Annotated in this window: 15 protein-coding genes; 6 read left to right on the top strand and 9 right to left on the bottom strand. The window is 41.0% G+C overall.

Translation table 11 applies throughout. The features are described from left to right. The first annotated feature begins 39 nt into the window (after positions 1-39). Entirely contained in the window at positions 40-555 is a 516-nt protein-coding gene (locus BLR53_RS15075) for a thioredoxin family protein (protein ID WP_037438997.1), read from the top strand. A gap of 63 nt (positions 556-618) precedes the next feature. On the opposite strand, the gene BLR53_RS15070 is transcribed toward BLR53_RS15075, so the two are convergent. Next, on the bottom strand, positions 619-2325 hold the full coding sequence (locus BLR53_RS15070) for a glycoside hydrolase family 3 protein (RefSeq protein WP_074590856.1): 1707 nt from the start codon (positions 2323-2325) through the stop codon (positions 619-621). 118 nt (positions 2326-2443) lie between these two features. Here BLR53_RS15070 and BLR53_RS19980 point away from each other — a divergent pair, with 118 nt between their 5' ends. Further along, a complete protein-coding gene (locus BLR53_RS19980) occupies positions 2444-2617 on the top strand; it encodes a hypothetical protein (RefSeq protein WP_169741365.1) in 174 nt (57 codons plus the stop codon). A 188-nt stretch (positions 2618-2805) separates the two neighbouring features. After that, a complete protein-coding gene (locus tag BLR53_RS15065) occupies positions 2806-3726 on the top strand; it encodes a sugar phosphate isomerase/epimerase family protein (protein ID WP_037439001.1) in 921 nt (306 codons plus the stop codon). A 117-nt stretch (positions 3727-3843) separates the two neighbouring features. On the opposite strand, the gene BLR53_RS15060 is transcribed toward BLR53_RS15065, so the two are convergent. From BLR53_RS15060 to BLR53_RS15050, 3 genes are all read right to left on the bottom strand, one after another. Continuing rightward, the gene (locus BLR53_RS15060) at positions 3844-6138 is read right to left on the bottom strand and encodes a GH92 family glycosyl hydrolase (protein WP_074590882.1); all 2295 of its coding nucleotides are present in this window, start codon (positions 6136-6138) and stop codon (positions 3844-3846) included. Between the two features lie 31 nt (positions 6139-6169). Next, complete coding sequence (locus BLR53_RS15055; RefSeq protein WP_074590854.1) at positions 6170-8581, bottom strand: glycoside hydrolase family 3 N-terminal domain-containing protein; 2412 nt, start codon at positions 8579-8581, stop codon at positions 6170-6172. 61 nt (positions 8582-8642) lie between these two features. Then, the gene (locus BLR53_RS15050) at positions 8643-9833 is read right to left on the bottom strand and encodes a hypothetical protein (RefSeq protein ID WP_143007888.1); all 1191 of its coding nucleotides are present in this window, start codon (positions 9831-9833) and stop codon (positions 8643-8645) included. Between the two features lie 240 nt (positions 9834-10073). On the opposite strand from BLR53_RS15050, the gene BLR53_RS15045 reads away from it, so the two are divergent. Continuing rightward, on the top strand, positions 10074-10625 hold the full coding sequence (locus BLR53_RS15045) for a hypothetical protein (protein ID WP_074590849.1): 552 nt from the start codon (positions 10074-10076) through the stop codon (positions 10623-10625). Here the strand turns inward: BLR53_RS15045 and BLR53_RS15040 are convergent. From BLR53_RS15040 to BLR53_RS15020, 5 genes are all read right to left on the bottom strand, one after another. Continuing rightward, positions 10605-11072, bottom strand: a complete 468-nt coding sequence (locus tag BLR53_RS15040) for an N-acetyltransferase (protein ID WP_088775982.1) — start codon at positions 11070-11072, stop codon at positions 10605-10607. The genes BLR53_RS15045 and BLR53_RS15040 overlap by 21 nt on opposite strands. A 20-nt stretch (positions 11073-11092) precedes the next feature. Continuing rightward, complete coding sequence (locus BLR53_RS15035) at positions 11093-11842, bottom strand: DeoR/GlpR family DNA-binding transcription regulator (protein ID WP_074590847.1); 750 nt, start codon at positions 11840-11842, stop codon at positions 11093-11095. A gap of 31 nt (positions 11843-11873) precedes the next feature. Continuing rightward, complete coding sequence (locus BLR53_RS15030; RefSeq protein WP_244889532.1) at positions 11874-13034, bottom strand: MFS transporter; 1161 nt, start codon at positions 13032-13034, stop codon at positions 11874-11876. Positions 13035-13233: 199 nt separating this feature from the next. Further along, positions 13234-14721: a glycosyltransferase family 2 protein gene (locus tag BLR53_RS15025; protein ID WP_201771383.1), complete on the bottom strand. Its 1488-nt coding sequence runs from the start codon at positions 14719-14721 to the stop codon at positions 13234-13236. 184 nt (positions 14722-14905) lie between these two features. Then, entirely contained in the window at positions 14906-15325 is a 420-nt protein-coding gene (locus BLR53_RS15020) for a hypothetical protein (RefSeq protein WP_037441390.1), read from the bottom strand. A 165-nt stretch (positions 15326-15490) separates the two neighbouring features. Between BLR53_RS15020 and BLR53_RS15015 the strand changes: the two genes are divergently transcribed. Both BLR53_RS15015 and BLR53_RS15010 read left to right on the top strand, forming a co-directional pair. After that, entirely contained in the window at positions 15491-17479 is a 1989-nt protein-coding gene (locus tag BLR53_RS15015; protein WP_074590843.1) for a sensor histidine kinase, read from the top strand. Beyond that, on the top strand, positions 17460-18098 hold the full coding sequence (locus BLR53_RS15010; protein ID WP_074590841.1) for a response regulator: 639 nt from the start codon (positions 17460-17462) through the stop codon (positions 18096-18098). The genes BLR53_RS15015 and BLR53_RS15010 overlap by 20 nt, the downstream gene beginning before the upstream one ends. Positions 18099-18112: the final 14 nt, after the last annotated feature.

Genomic DNA, 18112 nt, shown 5'->3' with positions numbered 1-18112 from the left:
TTAGGCATATTTGCATACTTTTACCTCAAATTACAGGATATGAAAACTTATTCAATTATTCTTTGCGCCTTTCTGGCGATCTCCGGTTCTGTCTACGGACAGGACAAAGCAGTACAACAAAAGAAGGAAGCTGTACATATTTATGATCCGAAAGCAAATGCTGATGCCGATTTAAATGCTGCGATTAAAAAGGCCAAAGCAGAAAAAAAGAATGTGTTCGTACAGGTCGGTGGAAACTGGTGTGTATGGTGTATCGCATTCCATAACATGGTGAATGCGAATCCTGAACTCAAAGGTTACCTGGACAGTCACTTTGAAAAAGTACTGGTTAATTATAGCCCCGAAAATAAAAATGAAGCTGTTATGGCACGTTTGAAATATCCGGGAAGATTTGGTTTTCCGGTCTTTGTGATTCTTAACGGAGAAGGCGAAGTTCTGCATATCGAGAATTCTGCTTATCTGGAGGAAGGAAAAGGCCATAGTGTAAAGAAAGTTACAGACTTTCTTAAAAACTGGACTTACGCTGCTGTAGACCCTGCGACCTATAAAAAATAGGAGAACCTCAACAAAATATACTAGAAAAAAGCGCCTTTGTCGATGATAAAGGCGCTTTTTTTATTACATGCCTGCCCCGTAGGGAAAGGAAGGACTAACGGTAACCGGAAGTTTACCGGTCGCAATTACTTTATTCGATAAAACTGCCGCAGCCGCCTGTTGCATAAAATCTTCTTTCTGGTAGGCCACAATCAGTGATTTACTTTTCTCTATCCCTGGAAGCCCGCTCAGATTATAGGGATTGGCGAATAAAGCGAAAATACTCTGGCGTGCCGCCTGGTTTTTAATCAGTGTTTTCAAATCTGCACTCAAAACCATCCCATTGCCCGGACGTGTATGTGTATCGTGAATTCCAATAATTACTTGTTCAAAACGATCCAGTTCCCGGCTTATTTTTGCCACTGCTGCTGCACCGGCATTTTTATCCAGGGTGAAATAAACAGCATTTTTATAGAATGTGCCTAACTCGCGCTGAAACGTAGTGATCCCACTAGTACCGATACTTAAAATAACAGTTCTCTTTTGTGGGGACAGCGCTTTAATCGGACTGCTGCTATTTAAGACAGTTATGGAAGACTCTGCCAGTTTCTTTATTAACATTTTGCTTTCAGGACGGTTAACATCGGCATATACTCCGGTAGTACTTACCGTATCCTGCCTGTTTAGTCCTGCCCAATATTTGGCATAGAGGATCTTTTTCACACTGGAATCAATCTGCTCTATAGGAATTCGTTCTTCGCGGACTGCTTTTCTCACCAACCGTACTGCCCGTTCGCTGTTTTCAGAAAGCTCTATAATATCATTCCCAGCGATAACAGCCAATACGTCTGCTTCCCCATCTTTATAATTTTTGACAACGCCTTTCATTTCCATGGCATCTGTCACAACTAATCCTTTAAATGACATTCCTTGTTTCAGTAAACCGGTCACAATTGGCCGGGATAAAGTTGAGGGTAAATTCGGCGTGGGGTCTAATGCAGGGATATTCATATGTGCCACCATAATTCCCGCGGCCCCCTCCTGAATCAATCTTTCAAATGGAAACAATTCCAGACTATCCAGACGGGCTTTGGAAAACTTAAGCTGTGGGAGATCATAATGCGAATCTACATCTGTATCGCCGTGGCCAGGAAAGTGTTTAAGTGTAATGAGCAGTCCACCATCCTGCATTCCCTTCATATAAGCTCCTGCCTTTTCTGCAACATTATATTTATTCTCACCAAATGACCGGTAATTAATGATCGGATTTTTTGGGTTATTATTAATATCGGCATCGGGGGCAAAATTCATCTGCATCCCAACTCGTTTAAAATCTGCTGCTACCTGCCTACCCATCTGATAAAGGAGCTGATTATCCTGCACCGCACCTAATGTCATTTGATAAGGATAGGATATGGTGCTGTCCAGTCGCATGCCTAGTCCCCACTCTCCGTCGGATGCGACCAATAAGGGCACTCTTGATAATTTTTGGTAACGGTTGCTAAGTTCCGCCTGCCTGCCCGGTCCACCCTGAAAAAAGACAATACCGCCAATTCTTTCTTTACGAATTAATTTGCCAACTGAATCGGCATAGGCAGCACCTTTATTGGTATGTGCCCGGACAAAAAACAATTGTGCAATTTTCTGACGCCTGCTCATTTTATTAAAGACAGAATCTACCCAGGCATTAGGTTCATCCAGACTTTGGATATATGACTTTTGCTGAGCTTCAGCTGTAAGGATAGATGCGATTATACCAATAGAAAGCAACGCAAAACGTTTAAATATCATGTGCAGGGCTGGTTATTTTTTGTTATTGCTCAAAGTTAATTAAATCAGATTGATAAATTTAAAAACCTAAAGGATAGTCAGTGGTTGTATTAATACCTAATTATTAAATAATACAGCTATGAAAAATCAACAGGAAATTAAAAACAAAGGCAGCCATCAGGGAAATCCGATCGCTGACCGCGCGAACAATGACCTTAAGAGTGACAAAAAACAGCAAGGTATCACTAATGCCGGCGGACAACGTTCCGACCAAACCTCTAATAAGGATAACGAACGAAAACGCGGACAATAAGAGTTTTCGTACAAATATTGCTGGGTAGGTCTATAAACCACCAGCTAAAAGACCGGCCCTATGGGTCGGTCTTTTTTATTGAGCTGTACCTCAGACAGCTCTGTGTGTGTTATAAAATATTTTTATCGTTCTTTCTATTAAATATTTCTTACTTTGAGTTCTGTTTAAACCAAATATTTAACCAAATTATGGAAACTAAAAACCGCAGGGGGTTCATCAGGGATCTCTCTTTGCTGTCCGCAGCCGCAGGACTTTCTACTGTTCTTCCACTGGATCTTTTTGCCGGTGAGAAAAAAGAATTCTTTAAGATCTCTCTGGCTCAATGGTCGCTGCATAAAACTTTATTTGCAGGAAAACTTAAAAACATAGATTTTCCAACTAAAGCAAAGAAAGAATTCGGAATCGATATTGTGGAATACGTAAGTCCGTTTTTTGATAAAAAAGAAAGTGATAAGACATACCTTAAAGATTTACTGGACAGAACGAAAAGCGAGGGTGTACAAAATCACCTGATCATGATCGACGGGCAGGGAAACCTAGGAGATTCTGATGAGAACGCCAGAACTAAAGCTGTAGAAAATCATTATAAATGGGTGGAAGCTGCTAAATTCCTCGGATGTAAATCTATCCGTGTAAATGCTGCAGGTAAAGGAACCGAAGAAGAGGTTAAAACTGCAGTGGTTGATGGCCTGGGCAGACTGGCTGCTTTTGGTAAAGACCATAAAATTAATATTATTGTGGAAAATCACGGTGGCTATTCTTCTAACGGAAAATGGCTTTCGTCTGTCATGAAACAAGTGAACAACACCTATTGCGGTACTCTTCCGGATCTGGGTAATTTCAGAATCAGCGCAGACCAGGAGTATGATAAATATCTTGGCGTACAGGAACTAATTCCTTATGCAAAAGGCGTGAGCGCTAAAACGAATAACTTCAATGAGCAGGGTGAAGACACTGGCATTGATTATCATAAAATGTTTAAAATTATTAAAGACGCTAAATGGTCGGGTATTGTGGGTATCGAATATGAAGGCAATGCTATCTCAGAGGATGAGGGCATCAGGAAAACTAAAGCGTTACTGGATAAAATGCTTCAGCAATACGGTTAATCAATTTATAGCTATCAATTATATAACAAATAACAAGGGCGGGTCTTATACAGATCCGCCCTTGTTATTTGATGCTTAATTTAAGGCTATAACTAGTTACACTGTTAGTACGCTCTTTTAGTAAGTTGAATACGGAAGGTCCTTCGCATTTACACCCCATGTGGCTGAAGGTTTTGTACCCATTTCCATAATCAGCTCTCCCCCTGCAGCAATATCTTTATGCAGAATATAAGATTTGGTATAGGGTTTACCGTTCCAGGTAATCTTCTGGATATAAGTGTGATCCGGCGCATTGTTTTTTACTGTCAGCTTAAATAATTTGTCTTTTCCAACCTTAAGGGTGGCATTATCTACGGCCGGACTTCCAAACACATACATCCCCGCTGCCGGGTTAACCGGATAAAAACCAAGCGCGGAGAAGATATACCATGCAGACATTTGCCCTACATCTTCATTTCCACAAATCCCATCGTGCTTATCGGTATACAGATTGCTCATAATATACCTGACTTTCTCTGCTGTTTTCCAGGGCTGTCCGGCAAAAGCATAGAGATAAGGGACGTGGTGGCTGGGTTCATTTCCATGTGCATACTGACCTATTAATCCGCTGATGTCTGGTGAAGCGTCCTTTCCAAGATCTCCTTCTGCGACAAACAGTGAATCCAGTTTATCTGCAAAAGGTTTTTTTCCTCCTAGTAAACTGATCAAGCCTTCTACGTCATGTGGCACCAGCCAAAGGTACTGCCACGCATTACCTTCAGTAAAATCATTCTTCATATGTACCGATTCGAAGGGATTGAAGGGAGTCCGCCATTGGGTTTCGCTAAGTCTGCCTCTTACAAATCGTGTTTCAGGATTAAAATAGTTTTTGTAGTTTTTACTGCGTTTAAAAAAATACTCGTAGTCAGCCGGGTCTTTACGAAGTTTGGCGACCCTGGCCAGGCTACCGTCTGCAATAGCGTATTCCATACCCATTGCCACACTTTCTACGATACTGTCGGCTGGGATATAGCCCAGTTTCTTGACAAAGGACAATCCGCGTTCATCAAGCATTGCAGAATTTTTCATGGCTTCGTAGGCCAGCTGGTAATCAAACCCTTTAAAGCCTTTAAGCATGGCGTCTGATACGACAGAAATAGCAGGATTACCAACCATCGTATTGGTCTCGTTGCCCATCAGATGCCATATCGGTAATTTGCCCTGCTGCTGGTAAATGGCGAGCATCGTATTAACCATATCATTTACTTTTTCCGGCTGAATTAAGGTAAACAGCGGATGTGCGGCTCTATAGGTATCCCAAAGCGAGAAAGTAGTTAAATTATTGAAACCGGGCTTATCATATACTTTTTTATCTGTTCCTCTGTACTGTCCGTTTGCATCGTTAAATAAGGACGGAGCAATCATAGTATGGTATAATGAAGTATAAAACACACGCATAACGGATTCGTCTTTCGATTGAACCGCAATCTTACTCAATTCTTTATTCCAGGAATTATCTGCGCGCTGAACTGCATGCTGAAAGTTCCATCCCGGAATCTCTGCTTTAATATTTGCAGCAGCATTTTGTTCACTTACTGGTGAAATTCCGACTTTAACCAGAATCTGCTCCTGATCTTTTGTATTAAAATGGGCAACACCTTTTACTTTTTCTCCTTTAAGTGTAGTACCGCTCTTTAATCCGTTTTCATCATGCACGGTAAATTGCTTCATCGGTTTGGAAAAGACAGCCGTGAAATAAATACGCTGGTCATTCGCCCAACCTTTAGAATACCGGTAACCTGTCAGCGTTGAGTCGTTAACCTGGGTAATATAAGTCTCTGTAGATTTGTCCCAGCCTATTCCCTCTTTCAAATCGAAAATAATCTTTCCGTCAGCCGCTGCCGGGAAAGTATATTGATGAAATCCAACCCGCTCAGATGCTGTCAGCTCCGCCTTAATCTGGTAACGCTTTAATTTAACGGAATAATAACCTGGTCTGGTTATTTCATCCTGATGTGAAAAAAGCGAATAGTAACCTGATTCTGGTTTATTGAGTACCCCTTTAATAATCTTTACATCTCCAACTGCCGGCATGACCGAGATGTCTCCCAGGTCACCAATTCCGGTGCCGCTTAAATGTGTATGTGAAAACCCGACGATGGTGGAGTCTGAATAGTGATAGCCTGAGCACCAGTCCCAGCCTTCTGAAATATTAACGGGTCCTAATTGAACAGCGCCAAACGGTACATTTGCCCCCAAGAAAACATGTCCGTGGAAACCTGTCCCAATATAGGGGTCTACAAATTTCGTTAAGCTGATCTGAGTTGAATTCTTGCCGGAAACTGTCTGTCCGGTTGCAGTAAAGGTACTTCCCAATATCACCAAACCAACGCAAATTGCATGGATTCGGTAATACAACGGATTTAGATTCATAGAAAAAATCATAATTATATGTGGCTAAAAATTATTTAATGGTTATATCTTTTTGTAAACGTATATCTGTGGAGGATGCACCGACCATCAGGTTAAACTCACCTGGCTCCAGTACCCATTGCAGATCCCGGTTGTATAATTTTAAGTCTTCGGCTTCCAATTCAAAACTGAGGTGCTGTATTTCACCTTCTTTCAACCTTACTTTTTTAAACTTCTTTAACTGAATCGCAGGGCTTACGACTGAACTGATTTTGTCTTTTACATAGAGTTGTACAACTTCTTCTCCTGCCATCTTTCCTGTGTTTTTTAAAGAGAAATGAATTGTGACACGCATTTGCTCACCTGTTCCTGATACTTCTGCTTTTAGTGCATCATACCGGAAGTTTGTATAACTAAGTCCATAACCGAAATTATATAATGGCCGTTCGTCTATTTCAACATAACTGTGGGCGGCAGGTTTTTTAAAGTTGTAATATACAGGTAACTGTCCAACTGACTTCGGAACCGAAATGGGTAATCTGCCCGAGGGATTGTAATCTCCGAATAATATATCTGCTATAGCATTCCCTCCTTCCTGACCGGGATACCATGCATCTAATATGGCATCCACATTTTCGGCAGCCCAGTTGAGATTTAACGGTCTTCCTTTAATTAAAACCAAAATGACTGGCTTGCCAGTTTTGACTACCTGTTTAAGGAGTTCCATCTGGTTACCCAGCAGGTCCAGAGTGGAACGGTCAAATCCTTCACCGCTTTCCATATCACTGATTTCATTTGCCGTTGCCTGCACCTGTGCAGCACCCGTCTGCAAATAGGATGTCTTAAAATCTCTGGCACTTGATCCGCCAAGCACAACTACAGCTACATCTGAGGCTTTGGCTAAAGCGACGGCAGCAGCAATTTCCCGTGTACTGGTATCCCTGATCGCACAACCTTTGCTATAGCTTACTGTTGTTCTGGAACCCGCTCTTGCTTTGATACCCTGTAAAACTGTAATAACTGAATTGCGTTCCTGGGGCGCAGTGTAGTCACCTAGCTGGTTATATATATTATCTGCATTAGGGCCGATTACCGCTATTTTTTTATAATCATTATGCAACGGAAGCAGGTTTTTCTGATTTTTAAGCAGGACAATAGATTCTCTTGCCACCTTTCTTGCCAGTGCAATATGTTCTGGATTTCTTACTGTCTGTTTTGCTCTTTTAGCATCTACATATGGATTCTCAAATAAACCCATCTCAAATTTAAGCCGCAGAACTCTCGACACTGCCTGATTAAGTTGCTGAACTGATACTTTTCCATCGTTAACTGCTTTTACCAGAGATTTGCCGTAACCGTAACCACTCAGATCGGCATCTAACCCCGCATTCATAGCTAGTGCCGCAGCCTCCTCAGCGCTGCCCGCCACCTGATGGTTACTAACCAGACCAGATATACTTCCCAAATCTGAAACGACAAAGCCTTTAAAGCCCCATTGCTCTTTAAGAATTTCTGTAAGTAATTCATGATTAGCTGAGCATGGAATTCCATCTATAGAATTATATGCTGTCATTACGGATAGAGCCCCTGCCTTCACCGCAGCTTTAAAAGGGGGCAGATATGATTGGAGTAACTCTCTTTTTCCAACCGCCACGCTTCCTCCGTTATGTCCTCCTTCTGGAACTCCATAGGCTGTAAAATGTTTTAATGTCGAAATCACATTCACCCCGCTATTGATATTTTTGCCCTGAAAGCCAGTTACCATAGCTTCACCCATCCGGCTGTTCAGTACTGGATCTTCACCATAAGTTTCTTCTACTCTTGACCAACGGGGTTCACGGGCAAGATCAAGGACAGGCCCATAACCGATATGTCCGCCTTGCAAACGGGTCTCCAAAGCTATCGCTGATGCCATTTCTTGGATTAGTTGCGGATTCCAGGTACTTCCCTGCCCGATTGACGTGGGAAAGACCGTTGTTCCTATTGCCATATGCCCGTGCGGGCATTCTTCTGCCAGCAAAAGAGGAATACCTAACCGGCTGTGTGTGATTGCATATTTTTGAATTGCATTGGTTGCTTCTGCCGCCAATTCCGGGTTTAAGCCAGTAAGTAATGTTTTTTGAGTCCAGGGGTCTGCACGAAGTGTCGCCCAAAGCATGCCTGTAAATTCTTTGGAAACAGCTGCTTTAAACTTCTCGCTCACTTTTACCTGTTTGCCTTCTTTAACATACATATCCCAGCCCAGCAGCGTGGATAATTGTCCGGCTTTTTCTTCCACCGTCATCCGGCTGATCAAATCCTTTACGCGTGCGTCTGTATCAAATGCTGCATTCTTATATATAGGATTTTTTTGTGCCTTGGCAGGTTCAGAGAAAGTCACTATCGCTAACAGCACCATTTGCAATGAGTAGATTATCGAAGAATAATCAATATTATTAAAACGTTTTAGTGAAGTAAAGGACATATTCCCGGTCTAATTGCGTTAAAATTGATTTATACTATTGGTTAGGGCCTAAGATATAAATTTATTGTTTTCCTGCAATAACATCCTGATATATGGCGATCCGGTGAGTCCGTAGCCGGTAAGGTAATTTCTCCTTACTATTGCTCAACTGAAACCCAATGTCCTGAGAAGTTTTAACCGGCATATGGCAGTCTATGCAGTTTGCTGCGAGCACAGCCCTGTCTTTTTCTGGCAGTGTCTCATGTTTGGTATCTTGATGACAGCTAATACATTTCTGAGAATACAAACTGAGATTCATAGTTTTCTTTCCATGGATATCATGGCAGGAAAGGCAATCGGCTTTACCAATCTGATAACATTTACTGGCTTCCAGCAAGGGTTTCTGCTTACCATGAACATCTGGGTCTTCACCTTGGTAGGTACGGTACTGAGGTAATGCCTGCAAGGTATCGCCTGGTTTAAACGCAAAATTGGATTTAAGTGTCTGATGCCCCATTCCGGAATGGCAAACACCACACATATCTATCTTTCTGCTATGGCTCAGCGTTTCATACTTAACCATTGCATAGGCTTTCTTCTCTTCCGGATTTTCCTTATGGAAATTGACATGCTCGGCGGCAGGTCCGTGACAGCGTTCGCAGTCTATGCCCGCAATTAATGATCCTTGTATATATTGTTCTTCCTGTGCTTTGAATGTGCCAGCTTTTATAGGGTCTTTTTTGATATAAGAGCTATGACATTCCAGGCATTTCGTAATGATGGGACGCCCAAAGTATATCTGTTCCTCTGGGAAACCCGGGCTATTAACCCATAATTTTTCTGCAGGAAGATAATTAAGCGGCATTTGCATTAACTGATTTCCATACCAGAATGCGAATGTATAGGCATGTGCTCCTGATCCAAAATAAACAGCAGATTTTTCTTCTTTTTTATTCTCCCCATTAATTAGTGCAATCTGATAAAGTCCATCTGCCCTGTTCTCTACTTTAACTTTCGTCTTCTCATTGAAAATAAATTCCCCCGATGGTATTTCCAGACTGTCTGCACTACCGGGATTTAATAATCCGGAACTCCTTAAATGCGCATTATGCACATCGCTATGCTGCAGGTAGCCATGACAGCTTACACAGGTTTCGCTGCCTGCATAGGCTGCACCCCTGATGTCTTTGCTTTCAATCTGCGTACACTGAACGATCAGCATGACCAGCGTACCCAACGTAAAGAATATTAAAAGAATGCGTCTTTTGCCCATTATGGTATCACCAGTCTATATTTGTCATTCCAATGTATGAAAATACATACGATTTACAAAGACGAAAGATCGTGACAGTATTTTTAATGAAAGAATTCAATATGATGTGTCACTGATAATAAGCTATGTACAGCAGGTCTGGGAAATTTCTCAGGATTTTAACTTATTGGACAGCATATTGGGCAGTATATTTGCCATTGAGAGCCTGAATACGTTTAAAAGAATCTTTCAAATTATAACATGAATACATTAGCTACAAAATCATATCTCAAACTTCCTATTTTCAGCCTTCTTATGCTTTGCGTGTTACTGCTAAATTCCTGTGCAGAAACACCTGATAAATTTTTTGGAGTAGCCGTGCTAAATACCAATATAGTCACTGATTTCGCAACACCCAGACTGGCTAAACATATTAGTGACACTACTACTGAATATCCTGATATTCCAAGCTGTAAGAAGAATGGAGACGAAGCTGTCAGTTATCTGGGCAACAAAATACTCTACATGGAAAAAGTGGTTAAAGATATTAAGGGCCTGACTGAAAACAGCTCGACCAAAGAAATCATAAAGGAGTCGCTTGATCTTTATGCTTATGTTCTCCCGGTTTACAAAAATGAATATATGGCCTATGCAAAACTTTGTGATGCTAAAGGATCGAAGGAAGAAAAGGAAGCAATGTCCAGAAAAATCGAAGATAAATATGCTGAAACTTTTGAGACTAAATACATTTCGTTGATGGAAAAGGGAAAAGCATATGCTGACAAGCATAACCTAAATGTGAAATGGGACTAACGTTTCTTTTTCTCCACGGTAAAGCATAACAAGCTCCATTTCGCCGGTATTTTCTTCTAATTTCTGCATAACAGGCAGGAAACCGTTCTTGGTATAAAATGCAATTGCTTTTTTGTTTTTCACATACACGCCAAGATCTAATTCCCGGTATCTGCTTTTCGCGAAATCAAGCAGCACGGTTCCTATTCCCTGCCGATGAAAACCTGGAGAGACGAAAACTGCAGCCACATAATTGTCAATCATAGAAATGAAGCCTAGTATATCAAGCGTTTGCTGGTCTTCATATACATAGGTTTGACTAGAGGGCAAATAAATTGTCCGCATTTCTTCTACATGTTCATCCCAATAGGAGGCTGGTATAAAATGATGTGCGACCTTAGAGGCTTCCAGCCATATGGACACAATTCTGTCTTCATGCTCTGGTCTTGATTTAACAATTCGTCTCATAGGTTAAATAAAATACTACGTTAAATGAGCCGGATACCCAGACTCCTGTACGAATCAAGTAGATCACTGTCGCTAGGCAGGTCAGTAATCAACACATTGACCTGCGCAAGGTCGCAAACTCTAAAAGGTTCAGTCGTACTCAATTTTTCTACATTGCCTAACACAATTATTTTTTTGGCATTACTAATCATTGCACGTTTAATACTGGCTTCTTCATTGAATACTGAAGTAACTCCCAATTCGTGATGCAAGGCACAAGCACCCATGAAATAACAGTCTGCAATATACTCCCTGGCTTCATCAATTGTACGCAGACCCGAATTGGTTTGGGTGTCCCTGTTATATTTCCCACCTAACACAATGACCTCTATATTTTTAAAATTAGATAAAATGGGTATCAGTGCCATATTATTGGTAATTACCCTCAAATTAGAATCCAACGGTAAACTGGCGGCAATTGCACATACCGTGGTACCACCGTCCATAAATATTGTCTGTCCGTTTTTAATGAATTGTCTCGCCTTTAATGCAATTGCTTCTTTTCCTTCCGACAGATGCGAAGACCGGTCCTGAAAACTGAGCGGATTTTTCGCAAGAGTGATTGCCCCTCCACGTACTTTCGACAGCAAGCCATTTTGGTATAAAGCATCAATATCCCTGCGGATAGTATCTTCTGATACATGCAGCTCTCCGGCCAGCTGATCATAACTTACTTTATTTTCTTTCTTTAATAAGTTGATGATATGATCAAAGCGTTCTTCTTTCAGCATTTTATTTAATGACTACCCGTTAAAATTGACATCAGACTGTTTTCTTAAAGGTATACGCCAAAGCTACTATTAAAAATAATGATCCGGTGAAACCGAGTGCAGCAGGCAAAGAGAACCAGTGCGCGATAAAGCCTAATAATGCTGGTCCCGCGAGTTGTCCTGCATAACCTATGGTGGTAATAGCAGGAATAGAGACTGAAGCTGGAATATTCTTTAATCTGCCGGCTTCACTGAAGAATACGGGAACAATATTAGCTGCGCCCAGGCCCAACAGTATAAATCCAAATAAAGATGCTGCCGCCCATGGAGTAAATACTACAATTAAAAGTCCCATAGCAGCAATTAAACTACCGCCAACTACGACAACCCTACCGCTTAACCGGGAAACAATTCCGTCACCAAATAAACGCATGGTAGCCATTGCTACTGAAAAAGCAGCATATCCCATTCCAGCAAGCTCTTCTTCCACACCCCGGTTCTCGTGCAAAAAGACAGCACTCCAGTCCAGCATAGCTCCTTCTGATAAAAAGACGAAAAAGCACATCATACCTAAAAACAAAACACTCTTTTTTAACCAGGGATGTGCATTGTTTTGCGCAGGAACAATATCAGAAGACTGCTCCTGCCCGATCCGCATTTGCGTAGTATGATCCAGAAATGAGGTATAAAAACGGGAGACGATGAGTACGAGCAAAACAGAAATGCTTAAAGCAGTAGCTATGGGTGTAAGCCCCATTTTAATTAAAAAACCCAAACCTAATGCGCCAAATAATCCGCCTGTACTAAAAAGACCATGAAATGAAGACATAATTGGCTTCCCATAGATATGTTCGACTTGTACTGCATGTGAGTTCATCGCGACGTCTACGGTACCGATCGCAGAACCAAAGATAAACAGACAAATAGCCATAGTCCATACGGTATTCATGAATAACAATAATGGCAGCATAACTGCTATCACAAGTGTGGCAATAAGAATTACTATTCTGTTTCCGTATTTATGGCCAAGATAACCGCTAATGGGCATCATTGTAATCGCGCCTCCGCCTAATAGCAGCAGCAGCAGCCCCAGACTGGCATCATTTAACTGGAGCCTCTCTTTCGCAAATGGAACCATAGGCGCCCAGCTGGAGATTCCTAATCCGCAAACCAGGAATATACTTCTGGTCGCATTTTTTGCTTTGGTTATCATTTCCGACATTATTGATTATTTATTTGATAGCGCAAAGTAATACAAAATTGCATAACTTTGCATAAAAGTATTAATATAAGATCAATTACACTGCTAATTTTCAGGAATCTGGTTGATTGAAAACCTATACGTCTAATTTAAAATAAAAAAGCGCCTTAAGTATAAACTTAAGACGCTTTATGGTTTAGGGTAACTGGTACTAGTTTTTGTCGGCCAGACCACGTGTAAGCCATCCGCTTTTTCCTGCTGTTGCAATAGCGTATGGTGTAATCCAGAACAGTGCAAATGCATAGAAAATACTGTAGGGATATGCCCAGAACGATTCGGAGATACCATGCTTTTTGGCATAAAAGAACATTTGTATACTCGAAAAGATAAGGATACTTAACAGAGTTGCACTAATAAACAACACCGGCTGTGTGATTACTAAAAATGCCATCAATAAAGTAAAAGGGAAGGCCATCAGCACGTTCAACCATTGAACCATTAATAATATTCTGGTTCCCGCAGTTGATTCTTTACGAAACTTTGTAAAAGCAAATTTGCTCATCATAATATTCTCGCGAACATTGCTTCGTTCCCATCTGATAAACATTTTATACAAGCTTTTATATTTTTCAGGAATATTAGTTAATACTAATGCATTTCTCTGGAATAAAACATGGTAACCTTGTTTCAGAATCATATTGGTCATTGCACGATCTTCACCAATGTCGGTCGGTTTTCCCATAAATGTCTGATTCATCCACTCTTCTAAACAAGCTAAAACTGCATCTTTTTTATAAGCTGCCAAGGCGCCTGGTGTACAAAAAACACTTCCAATTGCACTTTGCGCGGAGCGTACAAATTCAAAACTGAAAACAAAACTTACATTCAGCATTCTTGGAATCATAGCTGATTTATCATTCAGCACACGAACGTTTCCTGCCACTGCGCCACATCTTTCATTGGTCACAAACGGACTAACCAGATTACGCATAGTATCTTTTTTAACAATCGAATCGCTGTCTACAGTAACAAAAACATCGCCTGCTGCCATTTTAAAGCCACGGTGTAAAGCGTGTCTTTTCCCCATATTCTTAGGTTGTTGGTAAATCGAAAGGCGGTCTCCTAAATGAGCTTTAGCTTTTTTCATCCAGTACCATGTATCGTCCTGGCTACCATCATCTATAGAGATAATTTGAATCTTCTGCTCTGGATAATCACTCGCAGCCAGACTAAGTAGTGTTTCCCAAACTAATTTTCCTTCATTATAAGCCGGCACAATAACAGTAACCGAAGGAAGCTTGTCATCCGTAACAGATTTAACTGGTTTATAACGCAGATAAAGGAAGACCATATAAAGTATAAAGGAAACTTGTACGGAAAGCAACACGATACCGGTAATTATCAGTGCAGTTCCCCACATCGTTTCCATTCTTGCTAAATGGATCTGCTCAAATTGTGGCTGTAACTTATAAACTAAGAAAGCACCCCCCAGTAACATTAAAAATGCACTAATCAGAATCGTATAATTCAAGGGTGTTAAAGTTGCTTTTTTGATTTGACTAATGATACTCTTGTCCCGAACCAATTTTTCCTGTACATTTAATGTAGCTACTGACTCCGATGCATCTATTAATCTCGTTCTGTCGTCTGTTATATTCATCATTTGGAATGGCATATAAATTTTTTTATATTTTGCCATAGTCCAACTATTATGCCGTGCCGTTTTAAGGCCAAAAACAAGCTATTTGGCGAAAAATAGCATAAAAAAGTGTGGAACTTAGCAACAATGTGTTGCGTTAGGGTTCCTACTCAGGCTTGTTTAGCTCATAAAAAAACCTGTGCCTTTAGGTTAAGACACAGGTTCTGATGACCAAATTTAAATTTTATTGGAAAATATATATGGCAGCTCCGGTAATGACGGACGTACCCGCATAATTTTGGGTGGTTACAACTTTACCATCTACCAGGATTTCGGCTTTCACTTCTCCGGAACCTAAAGCATTTATACTGATTGCTAGGTTGTCGGTAAAGTTCACCGTTCTTTTAAATTTCACAGAGTACGGAAGGGTAACTTTATCTACCAGCGTATTTCCTCCTGTTGAATTGTGATAAATTACATCTCCGGAAGTTATTCCACGTACAGAAGTTAGACGATATTCTACCTCCACCTCTTTTGGATAAGAATTGCCACCTTGCGGGTTGTTGTCTTTGTCTTTAGAGCATGAGCTCGACAACACAAGGAGTAACAGACATGGTGCCGCTATAAATTTTAACCACTGGATCTTTTGTTTTAACTTTTTCATAGGTTGGTTTGATTTAAATGAGTTAATACTTAATATAACTAACGGCAAAATTATCGGGAATTACCAGTTGCTGCAATACGTGTATTTGAGATAAAATATATACTGGTTTTCCAGTATTTTTGGGGATTTTTCTCCATTATTCTGATTAATTATTATTTTACCTGGATGATTAGACTGCTAGGGCTTTTAATCTTATTCCCTTTGTTCGCAATCGGGCAAATTCCCATCGAAGAAAACCGGTATTTAGATAGCTTGAGGAAAGTGGCGCAAAACAAGAATATGGGGGATAGCAGCCGGGCACTTGCTAACTATTTCATCTCAGGATTTTTCTCCAAAACTGATGTAAAACAAGCGAGGATCTACTTAAAAGAAGCTAATAAATTGGCAAAGGAACATCCCTTTCTTTTAGCAGGCGTGCCTTTTTACGAAGCCGCATTTCTTCCGGACGACGACGAACGCGGCCTTATCTTATATAAAAAAGCAGATAGTCTGCTCGCTAAGTTTACTACCGATGAAGCCTACTTGTTCAGATCTAAAATCTGGTTGAACTATGCATCGGTACTCCAGCTTAACGACAAACAGACCGAAGCAGTAAATACAATAATTTCCAAATCAATACCCCTGACAAAAAAAGGCAAAGGCGATATTCTCTTATATTTTATGTATGCTGATCTCGCCACACTGTTATCCAATATCGGGCAGAATAATCAATCCAAAGCTTATTTTTCCATGGCAATCGACGGCCTGAAAAAAGCGAAGAGTAACTCCAGCCGGGTAGCGGCAGTATACGTTGACGCATCTTCAACTTTATGCCTGCTTAAAGAGTACAAACAGGCTGCCGCAATGCTTGATGAAGCGCGCAAGCGTCTCGTCCAATTCCCTAAATCACCTATTAATTCGCATTTTTATGCTGCAGAGAGCATGTATCTGAATAAGACTTCTGCTTATAAAAAAGCACTGATAAGCGCCGATAAAGGATTATCTCTAGCTTCAGAACTGCATACCGAATATATGAATCATGGATTGTTATTGGAAAAGCTGGAATCTTTCAGCAAACTGAAGAATTACAGAGCCGCTGAAAAAGTATTCTATGAATTGCAGCAGGATGAAATGTTTCAGTCGCTTTCTAATGTCCGAAGGAATGCCTATAAAACTATAGCCCAGGTCTATGCTGCAGACAAACAATTCCCAAATGCTTATTTCTGGATGGAGCAATACAGCAGGCTGAACGACAGCATCTCAGAAAGTAATATCAAGAAAGAAATTTATGAGATGGAAATCCGATTCCGTAATCAGGAAAACCTTCATAATATCTCAATGCTAAAATCCCAAAAAGCCGAAGCAGAATTTAGTGCGGCAAATAACAGATTAATGAGCTGGCTCCTGGCCGTTGCAGTACTATTTTTTCTACTCCTTTTATTTCTAGTCCTACTTAATTATCAAAAAAACCGTCGCCTGGCAAGACAGGAAAAAATAAGTTATAAGCAGCAGCTCAAAGAGCTGGCCCAGCAGAAACAGCTGCAAGTAGGTTCTGCCCTCATTGAGGGTGAAGAGCGCGAACGCAAACGAATGGCCAGAGATTTACATGATGGGTTAGGTGGCCTGCTTGCCGGAGTCAGACTTCACCTGTCGGCCTTGTTTATGAAAACCGGATCTCAGACTTCAGAAACGGAAATGGCAATAATGGGACAGCTTGACTCTTCATTAAGCGAATTGCGACGCGTCGCAAAAAATATGATGCCGGAAACGCTGATCAAATTCGGTCTGGAGCAAGCGATTCTTGACCTGTGCATGTCATATTCTTCCCCAAAACTAAAGATTGAATTTCAGCCTTTTGGAATAAAAACGGATCTACCGGAAAAAAACCAAATTATGATCTACCGCATTATCCAGGAAATTCTGGCCAACGCGGTACGCCACGCATCGGCCTCGACAATTATGCTCCAGTGCAGTCAGAATGAGAACATCTTCCTGATCACCGCCGAAGATGATGGAAAAGGCTTTGACACTGATCAGAAAATAGCAACTGCGGGAATGGGCCTGGAAAATATCAAAGCCCGCGTGGAGTATTTGAATGGAAAACTCGATCTGAGCTCCAAACCTAATGAAGGAACAATAATAAATATAGAACTGGATGTTTGCAAAACAAGTTAACCTGGTGATCGTAGATGATCATCCTCTGATTATTCAAGGCCTGAAAGCACTGCTAAGCTCTCATGAACAACTAAATGTCCTGGCAAGTTTCACCAAAGGACAGGATGTAATCGCTTTTTTGCTGGGCCAGGAGGTCGATGTCGTCATTCTGGATATCAGCCTGCCGGACTGTAATGGAATGGATATCTGCAGAGAAATAAAAACAATAGCACCAGCTACAAGGGTAATTGCCTTGACGAACCATAACGAGCGTAGCTTGATCATGCAGATGCTGCAGAATGGGGCAAATGGTTACTTGTTGAAAAATGCTTCGTCAGAAGAGCTGATTTCAAGTATTACACAGGTTATGAATGGTCAGCTGAGTTTTAGTACTGGTATTGAAGAAATCATTACTCAACCGGCTGTTTATGAACAAGGGCCTGTGCCAAAGCTGACACGAAGAGAGCTAGAGGTCTTGAAGCTTATTGCTGCCGGGGAGACGTCAACTGTTATCGCCGATAGGCTTTGTGTAAGTCCGTTAACTATTGAAATGCACCGGAGAAACCTGCTTCAAAAGTTTAAAGCCAAAAATGTCGCCGTATTAATCCGGATGTCCTTTCAATTGGGTTTAATCACATAATATATAAATCACCT

This window comes from Pedobacter antarcticus (assembly GCF_900103515.1).
Lineage (GTDB): Bacteria > Bacteroidota > Bacteroidia > Sphingobacteriales > Sphingobacteriaceae > Pedobacter > Pedobacter antarcticus.
Note: the sequence above shows the minus strand (reverse complement) of the source record. Positions and strands in the feature narration are given on the sequence as shown.

Excerpts from the sequence above, each read along its gene's own strand:
- BLR53_RS15070 (WP_074590856.1), bottom strand. The coding sequence starts at position 2,325 with ATGATATTTAAACGTTTTGCGTTGCTTTCTATTGGTATAATCGCATCT.
- BLR53_RS19980 (WP_169741365.1), top strand. The coding sequence starts at position 2,444 with ATGAAAAATCAACAGGAAATTAAAAACAAAGGCAGCCATCAGGGAAAT.
- BLR53_RS15045 (WP_074590849.1), top strand. The coding sequence starts at position 10,074 with ATGAATACATTAGCTACAAAATCATATCTCAAACTTCCTATTTTCAGC.
- BLR53_RS15020 (WP_037441390.1), bottom strand. The coding sequence starts at position 15,325 with ATGAAAAAGTTAAAACAAAAGATCCAGTGGTTAAAATTTATAGCGGCA.
- BLR53_RS15040 (WP_088775982.1), bottom strand. The coding sequence starts at position 11,072 with ATGAGACGAATTGTTAAATCAAGACCAGAGCATGAAGACAGAATTGTG.
- BLR53_RS15025 (WP_201771383.1), bottom strand. The coding sequence starts at position 14,721 with ATGGCAAAATATAAAAAAATTTATATGCCATTCCAAATGATGAATATA.
- BLR53_RS15035 (WP_074590847.1), bottom strand. The coding sequence starts at position 11,842 with ATGCTGAAAGAAGAACGCTTTGATCATATCATCAACTTATTAAAGAAA.
- BLR53_RS15050 (WP_143007888.1), bottom strand. The coding sequence starts at position 9,833 with ATGGGCAAAAGACGCATTCTTTTAATATTCTTTACGTTGGGTACGCTG.
- BLR53_RS15015 (WP_074590843.1), top strand. The coding sequence starts at position 15,491 with ATGATTAGACTGCTAGGGCTTTTAATCTTATTCCCTTTGTTCGCAATC.
- BLR53_RS15055 (WP_074590854.1), bottom strand. The coding sequence starts at position 8,581 with ATGTCCTTTACTTCACTAAAACGTTTTAATAATATTGATTATTCTTCG.
- BLR53_RS15060 (WP_074590882.1), bottom strand. The coding sequence starts at position 6,138 with ATGAATCTAAATCCGTTGTATTACCGAATCCATGCAATTTGCGTTGGT.
- BLR53_RS15065 (WP_037439001.1), top strand. The coding sequence starts at position 2,806 with ATGGAAACTAAAAACCGCAGGGGGTTCATCAGGGATCTCTCTTTGCTG.
- BLR53_RS15030 (WP_244889532.1), bottom strand. The coding sequence starts at position 13,034 with ATGATAACCAAAGCAAAAAATGCGACCAGAAGTATATTCCTGGTTTGC.
- BLR53_RS15010 (WP_074590841.1), top strand. The coding sequence starts at position 17,460 with ATGTTTGCAAAACAAGTTAACCTGGTGATCGTAGATGATCATCCTCTG.
- BLR53_RS15075 (WP_037438997.1), top strand. The coding sequence starts at position 40 with ATGAAAACTTATTCAATTATTCTTTGCGCCTTTCTGGCGATCTCCGGT.